Raw genomic sequence first — 13445 nt, 5'->3', positions numbered from 1 at the left:
AGGTGCCTGCCGTCCAACTACTGATCATAGCGTTGCTTTATCAGGCCAGGGCGAAACGTCGAGTTAGGCACCGCCTCATTCCTCAACAAAGCCGGGTTTTTACCCGGCTTTGTTGTATCTGACGGGCAGACTCAGTTACGCTCTCCTCAAACCCACAGTAAGAGAGTCATGTCTTGAAACGCTGGCCCGTTTTCCCTCGCTCCCTGCGACAGCTCGTTATGATGGCATTTCTGCTGATACTGCTGCCTTTGCTGGTTCTGGCATGGCAGGCATGGCAGAGCCTGAATGCCCTGAGCGCGCAGGCTGCCTTGACGAACCGCACGACGCTGATTGATGCCAGACGCAGTGAGGCCATGACCAACGCCGCGCTGGAGATGGAGAGAAGCTATCGCCAGTATTGCGTGCTGGACGATCGCACCCTGGAAAAGGTCTATCAAAGCCAGCGCAAACGCTACAGCGAGATGCTGGACGCCCACGCGGGCGTACTGCCGGATGACAAACTCTATCAGGCGTTACGTCAGGATCTGAACAGCCTGGCGCAGCTGCAGTGTAAAAACAGCGGGCCAGATGCCGATGCCGCAGCCCGCCTCGAAGCCTTTGCCAATGCCAATACGGAAATGGTGCAGGCCACCCGCGCCGTGGTGTTTTCGCGCGGGCAGCAGCTGCAGCAGGAAATTGCCGAGCGCGGTCAATTCTTCGGCTGGCAGGCGCTGGTGCTCTTTCTTGTCAGCCTGGGGCTGGTCCTGCTGTTTACCCGTATGATCATCGGCCCGGTAAAGGGGATTCAGCGCATGATCAACCGGCTGGGCGAGGGGAAATCGCTCGGGGATACCGTCGCCTTTAAGGGGCCGCGAGAGTTACGCTCGGTGGGCCAGCGTATCATCTGGCTTTCTGAGCGTCTGGCCTGGCTGGAATCGCAGCGCCACCAGTTCCTGCGGCATATCTCCCACGAGCTTAAAACGCCGCTTGCCAGCATGCGTGAAGGCACGGAGCTGCTGGCGGACGAGGTGGCTGGGCCTCTGACCCTCGAACAGAAAGAGATTGTTGAGATTCTGGATGACAGCAGCCGTAATCTGCAAAAGCTGATCGAGCAGCTGCTGGACTATAACCGCAAGCTGGCTGATGGCGCGGTGGTGCTGGAAAAGGTCGAGATTGAACCGCTGGTGGATATGGTCATCTCCGCCCATAGCCTGCCAGCAAGAGCTAAAATGATGCATACGGACGTCAGCCTCAGTGAACCGGCCTGTCTGGCGGAGCCCATGCTGCTGATGAGCGTGCTGGATAATCTTTATTCCAATGCGGTGCACTATGGTACTGAATCCGGTAACATTTATATCCGAAGCTATACGAATGGTTCACGGGTGTTTATTGAAGTCGCCAATACTGGCACCCCGATCCCGGATGATGAAAGCGCGATGATTTTTGAACCCTTCTTCCAGGGGAGTCATCAGCGGAAAGGTGCGGTTAAAGGAAGTGGCCTGGGATTGAGCATTGCCCGGGACTGTATACGACGAATGCAGGGTGAATTAAACATTGCCACGGACGAACGTTCAGATGTTTGCTTCCGTATCGAACTGCCCCTTGAGCCGGAAAAATCAATAAAATGAATCAATGTCTGGTGAGTATGTCACACGTCTTTTTTCGCGCCATACGCGCGGTGTTTTCCAGCAAAACGTTACGCCTGAGCCTGCCGGGTCTACTTCTGGTGGGATGTGTTTCCCATCCGCCGCAGAGTGCAATTAGCGATAAACAAGAAGATAAATGGCCAGAGCATCAGCTGGCTGATTTCCTTTCAACGCGGTGTGAAAACATCTGGCTCCTGTCGGGCCATGACGTCGAATCAAATCCGCTGTTCTGGCTGCGTGGCATCGACTGCGCCCAGCGTCTGGCGCCGGTTGAAGCCCGCGCGCAGGCGGCCTTGCTCGACAATAGTACCTGGCAGGATGCGTTTAAGCGTGGGATCGTGCTGGCGGATGCCAAAATCACCCCGGTTGAACGTCGCGCCAATCTCAACCGACTCGATACCTTTGTCATGAACATTCCGGCACAGGTGCGTCCGGTTTATCAGCTCTGGCGCGACGGTCAGACACTGCAGCTGCAGCTGTCGGAAGAGCGTTCCCGCTACAGCAAACTGCAGCAGTCGACGGACGGCGAGCTGGATACGCTTCGCCAGCAGCAGGAGTCTCTGCGAACCCAGCTTGATACCACCACGCGCAAGCTTGAGAACCTGACCGATATTGAAAGGCAGCTCTCATCGCGTAAATATCAGCCCGGAAGTGCCTCCGCGACGCCGGACAGCGATACGCCGAAACAAGAGGATGTGAAGCATGACGAGCCGTAAACCTGCTCATCTCTTACTGGTCGATGACGATCCCGGGCTGTTAAAGCTCCTGGGGATGCGCCTGGTCAGCGAAGGCTACAGCGTTGTGACCGCTGAAAGCGGGCAGGAAGGGCTGAAGGTGCTCAGCCGCGAGAAGATCGATCTGGTGATCAGCGACCTGCGGATGGACGAGATGGACGGCCTGCAGCTGTTTGCAGAGATCCAGAAGCAGCAGCCGGGTATGCCGGTTATCATTTTAACCGCCCACGGCTCGATCCCGGATGCGGTCGCCGCGACGCAGCAGGGGGTGTTCAGCTTCCTGACCAAGCCGGTCGATAAAGACGCGCTGTATAAGGCTATCGACAGCGCGCTTGAGCATGCCGCCCCTTCAGGCGATGAAGCGTGGCGCGAGTCGATTGTCACGCGCAGCCCCATCATGCTGCGCCTGCTTGAGCAGGCGCGAATGGTGGCGCAGTCGGACGTCAGCGTGCTGATTAACGGCCAGAGCGGGACCGGGAAAGAGATCCTCGCCCAGGCGATCCACAACGCCAGCCCGCGTGCCAAAAACGCCTTTATCGCTATCAACTGCGGCGCGCTGCCGGAACAGCTGCTTGAATCCGAACTCTTTGGTCACGCGCGCGGCGCCTTTACCGGGGCGGTAAGCAGCCGGGAAGGGCTGTTCCAGGCGGCGGAAGGGGGCACGCTGTTCCTCGACGAGATTGGCGATATGCCGGCACCGCTGCAGGTTAAGCTGCTGCGCGTGCTGCAGGAGCGCAAGGTCAGGCCGCTCGGCAGCAACCGCGATATCGACATCAACGTGCGTATTATCTCCGCCACCCACCGCGATCTGCCCAAGGTGATGGCGCGCAACGAGTTCCGCGAAGATCTCTACTACCGCCTGAACGTGGTGAACCTGAAGATCCCGGCGCTCGCCGAGCGTGCGGAAGATATCCCCCTGCTGGCGAACCATCTTTTGCGCCAGTCCGCCGATCGCCATAAACCCTTCGTGCGCGCGTTTTCCACCGACGCCATGAAGCGCCTGATGACCGCAGGCTGGCCGGGCAACGTGCGCCAGCTGGTTAACGTGATTGAGCAGTGCGTGGCGCTGACGTCGTCGCCGGTGATTAGCGACGCGCTGGTGGAGCAGGCGCTGGAAGGGGAAAATACGGCCCTGCCGACCTTTGCCGAAGCGCGGAACCAGTTTGAGCTGAACTATCTGCGCAAGCTATTGCAGATCACCAAAGGCAACGTGACCCACGCGGCGCGGATGGCCGGGCGCAATCGTACCGAGTTCTACAAGCTGCTCTCACGCCACGAGCTGGAAGCAAACGATTTTAAAGAGTAGTGCCGTATGGTACTGTGAGCAATCGATTACGAGGCAGCTTACAGGCAAGAGTTTAAGGACCCACCATGAAAAAGATTGATGCGATTATTAAACCTTTCAAACTGGATGATGTACGTGAAGCGCTGGCGGAAGTCGGCATCACCGGGATGACCGTGACGGAAGTGAAAGGTTTTGGTCGTCAGAAGGGCCACACCGAGCTTTATCGTGGCGCAGAGTACATGGTCGACTTTCTGCCGAAAGTGAAAATTGAGATTGTGGTCAGCGACGATATCGTCGATACCTGCGTGGATACCATCATCCGCACGGCGCAGACGGGCAAAATTGGCGACGGCAAAATCTTCGTCTTTGACGTGGCGCGCGTGATCCGTATCCGTACCGGTGAAGAAGACGACGCCGCGATTTAACATTCTTGCCGGGTGGCGCTGCGCTTACCCGGCCTACAAAATCCTTCGTAGGCCCGTGCAAGCGAAGCGCCGCCGGGCGGTTACAGCACTTTATGCGGACCGAAGCATTCGTAATGAATGTTGTCCTTGCCCACACCCAGGTCTACCAGCTGCTTCGCGGCATACTGCATAAACGCCACCGGCCCACAGACGTAGAACTGCATATCCGGCGCGCTGAACGCCCCTTCCATCTGGCTTAAATTCATCAGACCTTCGCTGTCGAAGCGAGCGGCCTGGCGATCTGCGTCCGTCGGCCGGCGATACCAGGTGTGCGCTGTGAAGCGTGGCAGGCCCGCCGCCAGGGCGTTCACCTCATCCGCAAAGGCGTGCACGTCGCCGTTCTCCGCGGCGTGGAACCAGTTGACCTGCGCACCGTGGCTGGATTTTGCCAGCGTATCCAGCATTGCCAGCATCGGCGTTTGACCCACGCCCGCAGAGATCAGCGTCACCGGCGTAGTGGCTTCAACGGCCATAAAGAAATCGCCCGCCGGCGCGGCCAGATGGACCACGTCGCCCACGTTAGCTTCGTTGTGGAGCCAGTTGGAGACCTGACCGCCGTCCTCACGTTTCACCGCAATGCGGTAGCCTTTGCCGTTTGGCTTGCGGGTAAGAGAATACTGGCGGATCTCCTGATGCGGGAATCCTTCAGGCTTCAGCCACACGCCCAGATACTGGCCCGGCTGGTAGTCAGCCACCGGCTGGCCATCAACCGGCTCGAATTCAAAACTGGTGATCAAGGCGCTACGCGGGGTTTTTTCAACGATACGGAAGGCGCGGGTGCCTTCCCAGCCGCCGTTTTTAGCCGCGTTTTCGCTGTAGATCTGCGCTTCGCGGTTGATAAACACGTTTGCCAGCACGCCGTAGGCTTTGCCCCAGGCGTCCAGCACCTCCTGGCCCGGGCTGAACATCTCGTCCAGCGTGGCCAGAAGGTGGCCGCCAACGATGTTGTACTGCTCGGGTTTGATCTGGAAGCTGGTATGTTTCTGCGCAATTTTCTCTACCGCAGGCAGCAGCGCCGCCAGATTTTCAATATTGCTGGCGTAGGCGGCGATGGCGTTAAACAGCGCTTCACGCTGGTCGCCGTTGCGCTGGTTGCTCATGTTGAAAATCTCTTTCAACTCCGGGTTGTGAGCGAACATGCGATCGTAAAAATGGGCAGTCAGCTTAGGGCCGGTTTCGACAAGCAGGGGAATAGTAGCCTTAACGGTAGCGATGGTTTGAGCGTCTAACATAGCAACTTCCTTCAAATGTTACTTTAATGATGTATTTTATATGCATCTTATAAAAATACCCCTGCAATGTAAATGGTTCTTTGCATCGTGAAAAATATGCATCACAAACCTGAAAAGAAATCCGTTGAAAATGACGAGGGCTTTATTGCTCAAACCCTTGCGTGGCGCATAGGAAAACGTTTGCGTAAAATCGTTTGTCAAGACCTGTTATCACAGAACGATTCAGTTATACTGTTGCCCGTCGTCCATCAGGACTGCCTTTTCAGGCCAAAATTTACTTGTTAGCTGAGTCAGGAGATGCGGATGTTAAAGCGTGAAATGAACATTGCCGATTATGATGCCGAACTGTGGCAGGCTATGGAGCAGGAAAAAGTACGTCAGGAAGAGCACATCGAACTGATCGCCTCCGAAAACTACACCAGCCCGCGCGTTATGCAGGCGCAGGGTTCTCAGCTGACCAACAAATACGCTGAAGGTTATCCGGGCAAGCGCTACTACGGCGGTTGCGAATACGTTGATATCGTTGAGCAGCTGGCTATCGACCGTGCCAAAGAGCTGTTTGGCGCTGACTACGCGAACGTACAGCCGCACTCCGGCTCCCAGGCTAACTTCGCCGTTTACACCGCGCTGCTGCAGCCGGGCGACACCGTTCTGGGTATGAACCTGGCGCAGGGCGGCCACCTGACTCACGGCTCCCCGGTTAACTTCTCCGGCAAGCTGTACAACATCATTCCTTACGGTATCGATGAGTCCGGCAAAATTGACTACGAAGACATGGCTAAGCAGGCCAAAGAGCACAAGCCGAAGATGATCATCGGCGGCTTCTCCGCATACTCCGGCGTAGTTGACTGGGCAAAAATGCGTGAAATCGCAGACAGCATCGGCGCTTACCTGTTCGTTGATATGGCGCACGTTGCGGGCCTGATTGCCGCTGGCGTTTATCCGAACCCGGTTCCACACGCTCACGTTGTGACCACCACCACCCACAAAACCCTTGCTGGTCCACGCGGTGGCCTGATCCTGGCGAAGGGCGGCGACGAAGATCTGTACAAGAAACTGAACTCTGCCGTGTTCCCAAGCGCGCAGGGCGGCCCGCTGATGCACGTGATCGCGGCGAAAGCCGTGGCGCTGAAAGAAGCGATGGAGCCTGAGTTCAAGGTATATCAGCAGCAGGTTGCCAAGAACGCCAAAGCGATGGTGGAAGTGTTCCTGAACCGTGGCTACAAAGTGGTATCCGGCGGTACTGAAAACCACCTGTTCCTGCTGGATCTGGTTGATAAGAACCTGACCGGTAAAGAAGCTGACGCTGCCCTGGGCCGCGCCAACATCACCGTGAACAAAAACAGCGTGCCTAACGATCCGAAGAGCCCGTTCGTGACCTCCGGTATCCGTATCGGTTCTCCGGCCGTAACGCGCCGCGGCTTCAAGGAAGCGGAAGTGAAAGAGCTGGCGGGCTGGATGTGTGACGTTCTGGACAACATCAATGACGACGCGGTTATCGAGCGCGTTAAAGGTAAAGTTCTGGATATCTGCGCACGCTTCCCGGTATACGCATAATCCTTCTGCCCTGCAGAAATAAAAAAGGCCGCGCTTGCGGCCTTTTTTTATGCGTTAACGCCGGTCCAGGGATATGGCACCCGGGCCGGTAATCGCCAGCAAAATAAACGCGCCGGCAATACTGACGTTCTTATAGAAGTTAATCATGTTCGGCACAACCGCATCACCGGTCATATCCCAGTAATGGTGGCCTATTACCGCCGTTCCCAGCGTGTAAAAGACAAAGAGCACGGCGAGGGGGCGGGTGAAAAAGCCCAGCACGATCAGGATGGCTGCGGGGACCTCCATCACCACCGCAATAATGGCCGCCAGCATCGGCATGGGCGCACCGAGCGACGTCATATACTGAACGGTGCCGCTAAACCCCGTCAGCTTGGGGTAGCCAAAAATAATAAACAGAGCAACGATGGCGATACGGGCAATCAAAAGCAGGAAGGAACGTGAGGAGCCGAAATCGAAATAACGTAAGCTGTTCATGGCAAACGACCTCTCCAGGCGATGTCTTTTAAACGTAATACAATTTTGCCGCTCTCGCCATACGCCAACCGCCTGTCCATGATGTTAATTTATCGTTAATTTATAGCGCGCTAACGACTTGCTAAAGTCAGGGATTAACGCCAGACTATCGCCTCCATTTCTGGAGGGATTCATGGTCTTGCATTCCACGCGCTGGCTGGCGCTCAGCTACTTCACCTACTTTTTTAGCTACGGTATTTTTCTGCCTTTCTGGAGCGTCTGGCTCAAGGGGATTGGCTTAACGCCCGAAACCATCGGCGTACTGCTGGGCGCGGGGCTGGTGGCGCGTTTTCTGGGCAGCCTGCTGATTGCGCCACGCGTCAGCGATCCCTCCTTACTGATAAAAGCCGTGCGCATTCTGGCGCTGCTGACGCTGGTCTTTGTCGCCTGCTTCTGGGTCAGCCAGCAGTTTGCCTGGCTGATGGTGGTGATGGTGGGCTTTAACCTGTTCTTCTCGCCGCTGGTGCCGCTGACGGATGCCCTGGCGAACACCTGGCAAAAGCAGATCACCATGGACTATGGCCGCGTGCGGCTGTGGGGATCGATTGCCTTTGTGATCGGCTCTGCGCTGGTGGGCAAGCTGGTCAGCCTCTACGACTATCGCGCCATCCTTGCCCTGCTGAGCATCGGTATTGCCTCCATGCTGCTGGGGATGCTGCTGCGCCCGTCGATGATGCCGAAAGGGGAGAGCCGCCAGCAGGAGAGCGCGGGCTGGCCCGCCTGGCGAAGCCTGGTTGCCCAGAGCTGGCGCTTCCTGGCCTGCGTTTGCCTGCTTCAGGGGGCGCATGCGGCCTACTATGGCTTCAGCGCTATTTACTGGCAGGGGGCGGGATATTCGGCCTCCGCGGTGGGCTACCTGTGGTCGCTGGGAGTGGTTGCGGAAGTGATCATCTTCGCGCTGAGCAAGAAATTATTCCGTCGCTTCGGCGCGCGCGATCTGCTGCTGCTCTCCGCCGTCTGCGGCGTGGCGCGCTGGGCCATTATGGGCTGGACTACCGAACTGCCGTGGCTGATTGTGGCGCAAATTCTGCACTGTGGCACCTTCACCGTCTGCCACCTGGCGGCGATGCGCTACATTGCTGCCCGCGAGGGCGGGGACGTGATTCGCCTGCAGGCGGTCTATTCCGCGGTGGCGATGGGCGGCAGCATCGCGATCATGACGGTCTTTGCGGGCTTCCTGTACCAACACCTGGGCCACGGCGTGTTCTGGGTGATGGCGCTGGTTGCCCTTCCCGCGATGTTTGTGCGTCCTAAAGTCACCCCGCGCGCCTGACTAGGACTCCAGCATGGCGCGAATATGTTCCTGCTGCTGCGGATTCAACGTTTCAACGGCGTGGATCAGCGGCGGCGAGAACAGCGGCAGGGCGGTCGGGTAGGGGGTGATCACCAGCGAGGCTTCACGCGGGGCCCCCTCCTTCTGAAACGCCTGCAGCGTCAGATAGCGAATGTTGAGCGGCAGCAGCGTCAGCTCGCGCAGCTGCTGTTCAATCACTTCCTCGCAGGATTTATCCTCTCCGGTCAACAACACCACCTGCTTCTCGTGCAGGTCGGTCTCCTGCATCAGCCAGGCACCAAAAATGACCGCCACGAGCGCCATTTCTTCATCGGAGAAGCGCAGCCCAAATTCGGCTTCCAGCTCAAACAGCACCTCTTTAGTGGTGCGCAGCAGGCGCGGGTAAAGTCGATGGATCTCTTCCGGCAGGCTGTTATCGATGCCGATTTCGAAGAGCGAGCGGTCCAGCGCCTGAGCCAGATGGATGTAGAGCTGATCGGTTAGCCCTTGCTCATCGCTAAAGTTCATTCCGGTTTGCGAGCGGAATCGGGCGACCATCCGCACAATTGCCCGACGCAGGCGCTGGTCCTGCTGGTGCTTATCCATTACCGGGTCCGGCGTGCGCAGCATCATAAAGAGTAGCGCCAGGAACAGCTGTTCATCCACGTGAGCGCCCTGAGGAACGCGGCGTTTCCAGTGGCGGATAATTTCCTGAGCCGTAAAATACTCGCCCCTTGACTGGGTCCAGCTGCGCTGCGAGTGTGAAAATTGCGGCGTATTCCCCAGATGGTGCTGGATAAGGCAGTATTGCAGATAGAGCTGTAAAAACTGCACGTCGCGGCACTCAAACTGGCGCTGAAGCTTGCGCGAGCAGAAGCCGATCAGCGCCCGCAGATTCGCATCGTCATAAAGCGGTCGCGCAATGCCGTGCTGTTTAAGCGCGGTTTTCAAGGCGGGGGTAAACTGATGCGAGACAAACTGCGGGCAAAGCCGGAGCGCCCTGCGCAGCCAGTGCAGCAGGCAAAGGCGTTGATTAAGGGCAGAGCCTTCAATTCGGTAGCAGCCGTCTGCGTGCGTCACGATATCAAGCCGGTGATAGCGCTGGATTTCGTCACGCGTCTCGGCTATATCTTGCCGTGCCAGAACATCGTCAACGCCATTAGTCGCAATTATGCTTTGGGCGGTGACGGCAGCATCCGGCAGGTAAAGCATCAAAAGCACCTGGCAGCGGCGCTGCGAACTGGAAAGCACAGATGGAATTTCAAGCGTCGTCATCATCTGTCGGGTATCCAGTAAGAATGTTTGATAAGAATAGCTAAAGGATGGACGCTGAAAAGCGCACCGGCAGGCCTTTCACTCAGGATTGCTGGCGAACATCACAGTATTTTTGACGTGAGGAATTGATGCAAATAGTTAAACAAAGCGCGACAGCGTTATTTTTGGCGGTTTTGACTTTCACCGCCAGCGCGCACCCTCACAGCTTCATCAGCCTGAAAACCGCGCTGGTGACGGACGGCACGCAGCTCAGCGGCCTGAAAATGCGCTGGACGATGGATGAAATCACCTCGGCAGACCTGCTGTATGACGCGGGAAACGCGAAGCCCGGGGATGAGATCTGGAAGAAGCTGGCGGCAGAAGTGATGGCCAATGTGCTGGGCCAGCACTATTTCACCGAGTTCTGGCACAACGGACAGAAGGTGAAGTTTCTCAACCGCCCAACCGAGTACGGTATGTCGCGCGACGGACATCAGGCGGTGCTGACGTTTATCCTTCCGCTGGCGCACCCTCAGCCGCTGGCGGGGCAGAAGTACACTTTTTCCACCTTCGATCCCACCTACTACGTCGATATGAGCTACGCCGAGGACAGCGACGTAACGTTACCGGCTGCGCTGCAAAAAGCCTGCAAACTCGCCGTTCATACGCCGAAGCCAAGCGACGAGACGCTCAACTTTGCTCTCTCGCTTGATAAAGCCGATGCACCACCGGAGGATATGGAGTTGGGTAAACAGTTTGCCCAGGAGGTGACGTTGCAATGTCAGTGATCTCCTCCCCGGGTCGAAAACCGCGCCGCTGGCTGCACCTGTGGCCGCTGGCAATCTTTTTGCTGTTCGCCGTTTTCGGCGCGCTATGGCTGTGGCAGGCCTGGCCGCAGGTGATGATGAAAAGCATTATCTGGCAGCGTGAAGTCAATCAACAGATGAGCGGGCTGCTGAAGGCCGTTGCGGAGAACCCGACCAAAGCAGGCGGTTCCCTGCTGGCGTTCAGCTTTATCTATGGCGTGCTGCACGCCCTGGGGCCAGGGCACGGCAAAATCGTCATCACCACCTGGCTTGCGACCCATCCCTCGAAGTTGAGATCGAGCATTGGCCTGACGCTGGCCTCCTCGCTGCTGCAGGGCGGCGTGGCGATTACGCTCGTCGTGGTCGTGCTTTCGCTCTTACAGCTGCCTGCGCGCCAGCTGCACTTGAGCAGCTTCTGGCTGGAGAAGGGGAGCTATGCGCTGGTAGGCGTGCTGGGATTAATACTCTGCTGGCGCGCGCTGAAAAAACTGCGCGCGCTGCTGCAAACGCCCAAATTCAAAGCCTTCACTCCGCATCACGTTCATGATGAAAGCTGCGGCTGCGGGCATCAGCATCTGCCCACGCAGGAACAATTACAGAACGGTGACGACTGGCGCGCGCGGCTGATGATTGTGCTTTCGATGGGCATGCGCCCGTGCTCGGGAGCGATCATGGTGCTGCTGTTCAGTAAGGTGATTGGCGTGTTCGGCTGGGGAATGCTTTCTGCGCTGGCGATGGCGGCGGGAACCTCTCTCACCATTTCGTCTTTGGCGTTACTGGTGCACAGCTTCCGTCAGCTGGCGGTAAAACTCAGCGGCAATAAAACGCCGGTGCTGTGGAGGCAAGTAGGGTGGACGACGCTTGCTCTGGCGGGCGGGGTGATTCTGCTGGTGGCAGCGGTAACGATGTGGATGAGCGCGGTGCCGGTGGGAAGGGGATTGCGGCCGTTTTAGCCGTATCTGAGGGATTTTGTAGGCCCGGTAAGCGTAGCGCCACCGGGCATAATATGCTGAATTAGCGCTTCAGCGCATCGCTCAGTTCTTCACGCATGTTTGCCAGCATGGCTTTAACAACGCGTGGGTTACCTGCAACGATGTTGCCGGTGGTCATGTAGTTGTGGCCGCCGGTGAAATCGCAAACAATCGCGCCTGCTTCACGTGCGATCAGCTCGCCCGCCGCAAAGTCCCAGGGCTTCAGCGACAGCTCGAAGTAACCGTCAACGCGGCCGGTCGCAACGTAGGCCAGATCCAGCGCAGCAGAACCGGTGCGACGGAAATCGGCGCATTCGGTGAACAGTTTGCCCAGGATATTCATATAGGTGGTCGCGTGCTGCTTCGCCTTGAACGGGAAACCGGTCGCCAGGATGGTGCCGTCCAGATCGCGAGCGTTGCTGCAGCGCAGACGGTAACCGTTCAGCTGTGCGCCCTGACCGCGGGTCGCGGTGAACAGTTCGTTACGCATTGGATCGTAGACAACGGCGACTTCAGTACGGCCTTTAATGCGTACTGCAATAGACACAGAGAAGTGTGGCAGGCGTTTTACGAAGTTGGTGGTGCCATCCAGTGGATCGATAACCCATTGAACATCCTGATCGGTACCTTCATGTTCACCGCTTTCTTCGGTGATGATGGTGTGCTGCGGGTAAGATTTGCGGATTGTTTCGATAATAATCGCTTCTGCGGCTTTATCGACGTTAGTCACGAAATCATTGCTGCCTTTCTGGCTGGTTTCTACGGAGTCTGGAGTTTCGTAGTGTTTGGCAATTACATTACCCGCCTTGCGCGCTGCGCGCACGGCGATGGTCAGCATCGGATGCATCGGTCTCTCTCACTGGATGTTAAAGAACAGGAAAATCGGCGCAGAGTATAGCAGCGGGATCGGATTATGTCTCTCGAATATGATAATATGCCGGAATATTCTTCAGACACTGAATTCAGACACCTAAAAATTATGCTGCAAAACATTCGAATCGTGCTGGTTGAAACATCGCACACCGGCAACATGGGCTCCGTGGCCCGCGCTATGAAAACCATGGGCTTAACAAACCTGTGGCTGGTTAACCCGCTGGTGAAGCCAGACTCGCAGGCCATCGCCCTGGCGGCCGGCGCCAGCGACGTGATCGGCAACGCCCAGATCGTCGATACCCTGGACGAAGCGCTGGCCGGCTGCAGCCTCGTTGTCGGCACCAGCGCGCGCTCCCGCACGCTGCCGTGGCCGATGCTGGACCCGCGCGAATGCGGCCTCAAAAGCGTTTCAGAAGCAGAACAGGCGCCGGTGGCGCTGGTGTTTGGCCGCGAGCGCGTTGGCCTGACCAACGACGAACTGCAGAAGTGCCACTATCACGTGGCGATTGCCGCCAACCCGGAATATAGCTCGCTGAACCTGGCGATGGCGGTGCAGGTTATCGCCTATGAAGTGCGTATGGCATGGCTGGCGACGCAGGATAAACAGGTAGAACCGAAAGAAGAGACGGCCTATCCGCTGGTGGACGACCTCGAGCGCTTTTACGGTCATCTGGAGCAGACGCTGCTCTCAACCGGCTTTATCCGTGAAGGCCACCCGGGCCAGGTGATGAACAAGCTGCGCCGTATGTTCACCCGCGCCCGCCCGGAAAGCCAGGAGCTGAACATCCTGCGCGGAATTCTGGCGTCGATTGAGCAGAACGGTATCGCCCAGGCGCCTGAAGGACGGCGAATATT

The 13445-nt window shown here is 57.4% G+C and carries 13 protein-coding genes; 9 read left to right on the top strand and 4 right to left on the bottom strand.

Going from position 1 to position 13445, the window contains the following annotated elements; genetic code table 11:
- Positions 1-173: 173 nt before the first annotated feature.
- From qseE to glnB, 4 genes are all read left to right on the top strand, one after another.
- The gene (gene qseE / locus E0L20_RS22560) at positions 174-1607 is read left to right on the top strand and encodes a two component system sensor histidine kinase QseE/GlrK (RefSeq protein WP_165500743.1); all 1434 of its coding nucleotides are present in this window, start codon (positions 174-176) and stop codon (positions 1605-1607) included.
- Positions 1604-2341: a two-component system QseEF-associated lipoprotein QseG gene (qseG, locus tag E0L20_RS22555; RefSeq protein WP_131635861.1), complete on the top strand. Its 738-nt coding sequence runs from the start codon at positions 1604-1606 to the stop codon at positions 2339-2341. The genes qseE and qseG overlap by 4 nt, the downstream gene beginning before the upstream one ends.
- Entirely contained in the window at positions 2328-3665 is a 1338-nt protein-coding gene (gene glrR / locus E0L20_RS22550; RefSeq protein ID WP_131635860.1) for a two-component system response regulator GlrR, read from the top strand. Before qseG ends, glrR begins: the two co-directional genes overlap by 14 nt.
- A 65-nt stretch (positions 3666-3730) precedes the next feature.
- Positions 3731-4069 (top strand): nitrogen regulatory protein P-II, encoded by a 339-nt coding sequence (glnB, locus tag E0L20_RS22545; protein WP_003860685.1) that lies wholly within the window; start codon positions 3731-3733, stop codon positions 4067-4069.
- Positions 4070-4149: 80 nt separating this feature from the next.
- Here the strand turns inward: glnB and hmpA are convergent, their stop codons facing one another.
- A complete protein-coding gene (gene hmpA / locus E0L20_RS22540; protein WP_131635859.1) occupies positions 4150-5340 on the bottom strand; it encodes an NO-inducible flavohemoprotein in 1191 nt (396 codons plus the stop codon).
- 303 nt (positions 5341-5643) lie between these two features.
- Between hmpA and glyA the strand changes: the two genes are divergently transcribed.
- Positions 5644-6897 carry a serine hydroxymethyltransferase gene (glyA, locus tag E0L20_RS22535; RefSeq protein WP_131635858.1) on the top strand — a complete coding sequence of 418 codons (1254 nt, stop codon included), beginning with the start codon at positions 5644-5646 and terminating at the stop codon, positions 6895-6897.
- A 54-nt stretch (positions 6898-6951) separates the two neighbouring features.
- On the opposite strand, the gene E0L20_RS22530 is transcribed toward glyA, so the two are convergent.
- Positions 6952-7374: a DoxX family protein gene (locus E0L20_RS22530; protein ID WP_131635857.1), complete on the bottom strand. Its 423-nt coding sequence runs from the start codon at positions 7372-7374 to the stop codon at positions 6952-6954.
- Positions 7375-7546: 172 nt separating this feature from the next.
- On the opposite strand from E0L20_RS22530, the gene E0L20_RS22525 reads away from it, so the two are divergent.
- Positions 7547-8686 carry a 3-phenylpropionate MFS transporter gene (locus tag E0L20_RS22525; RefSeq protein ID WP_131635856.1) on the top strand — a complete coding sequence of 380 codons (1140 nt, stop codon included), beginning with the start codon at positions 7547-7549 and terminating at the stop codon, positions 8684-8686.
- Here E0L20_RS22525 and csiE read toward each other — a convergent pair whose 3' ends face one another.
- Positions 8687-9964: a stationary phase inducible protein CsiE gene (csiE, locus tag E0L20_RS22520; protein WP_131635855.1), complete on the bottom strand. Its 1278-nt coding sequence runs from the start codon at positions 9962-9964 to the stop codon at positions 8687-8689.
- Between the two features lie 125 nt (positions 9965-10089).
- On the opposite strand from csiE, the gene E0L20_RS22515 reads away from it, so the two are divergent.
- Together E0L20_RS22515 and E0L20_RS22510 are read left to right on the top strand one after the other, a co-directional pair.
- Positions 10090-10728 (top strand): DUF1007 family protein, encoded by a 639-nt coding sequence (locus E0L20_RS22515; protein WP_131635854.1) that lies wholly within the window; start codon positions 10090-10092, stop codon positions 10726-10728.
- Complete coding sequence (locus E0L20_RS22510; protein WP_131635853.1) at positions 10719-11699, top strand: nickel/cobalt transporter; 981 nt, start codon at positions 10719-10721, stop codon at positions 11697-11699. Before E0L20_RS22515 ends, E0L20_RS22510 begins: the two co-directional genes overlap by 10 nt.
- Before the next feature lie 61 nt (positions 11700-11760).
- Here E0L20_RS22510 and suhB read toward each other — a convergent pair whose 3' ends face one another.
- Positions 11761-12564 carry an inositol-1-monophosphatase gene (gene suhB, locus E0L20_RS22505; RefSeq protein WP_010434013.1) on the bottom strand — a complete coding sequence of 268 codons (804 nt, stop codon included), beginning with the start codon at positions 12562-12564 and terminating at the stop codon, positions 11761-11763.
- A 132-nt stretch (positions 12565-12696) separates the two neighbouring features.
- Here suhB and trmJ point away from each other — a divergent pair.
- Positions 12697-13445, top strand: a 749-nt coding sequence (gene trmJ / locus E0L20_RS22500) for a tRNA (cytosine(32)/uridine(32)-2'-O)-methyltransferase TrmJ (protein ID WP_131635852.1), incomplete at its 3' end; no start/stop codon positions are given.

It is taken from the genome of Enterobacter wuhouensis, assembly GCF_004331265.1.
GTDB classification, from domain to species: Bacteria; Pseudomonadota; Gammaproteobacteria; order Enterobacterales; family Enterobacteriaceae; genus Enterobacter; species Enterobacter wuhouensis.
This window is presented reverse-complemented; position numbering and strand designations above follow the sequence as displayed.

Coding starts and splice junctions, on each gene's coding strand:
- glnB (WP_003860685.1), top strand. CDS start 3,731: ATGAAAAAGATTGATGCGATTATTAAACCTTTCAAACTGGATGATGTA.
- glrR (WP_131635860.1), top strand. CDS start 2,328: ATGACGAGCCGTAAACCTGCTCATCTCTTACTGGTCGATGACGATCCC.
- E0L20_RS22510 (WP_131635853.1), top strand. CDS start 10,719: ATGTCAGTGATCTCCTCCCCGGGTCGAAAACCGCGCCGCTGGCTGCAC.
- csiE (WP_131635855.1), bottom strand. CDS start 9,964: ATGATGACGACGCTTGAAATTCCATCTGTGCTTTCCAGTTCGCAGCGC.
- qseG (WP_131635861.1), top strand. CDS start 1,604: ATGAATCAATGTCTGGTGAGTATGTCACACGTCTTTTTTCGCGCCATA.
- hmpA (WP_131635859.1), bottom strand. CDS start 5,340: ATGTTAGACGCTCAAACCATCGCTACCGTTAAGGCTACTATTCCCCTG.
- E0L20_RS22525 (WP_131635856.1), top strand. CDS start 7,547: ATGGTCTTGCATTCCACGCGCTGGCTGGCGCTCAGCTACTTCACCTAC.
- suhB (WP_010434013.1), bottom strand. CDS start 12,564: ATGCATCCGATGCTGACCATCGCCGTGCGCGCAGCGCGCAAGGCGGGT.
- E0L20_RS22530 (WP_131635857.1), bottom strand. CDS start 7,374: ATGAACAGCTTACGTTATTTCGATTTCGGCTCCTCACGTTCCTTCCTG.
- glyA (WP_131635858.1), top strand. CDS start 5,644: ATGTTAAAGCGTGAAATGAACATTGCCGATTATGATGCCGAACTGTGG.
- E0L20_RS22515 (WP_131635854.1), top strand. CDS start 10,090: ATGCAAATAGTTAAACAAAGCGCGACAGCGTTATTTTTGGCGGTTTTG.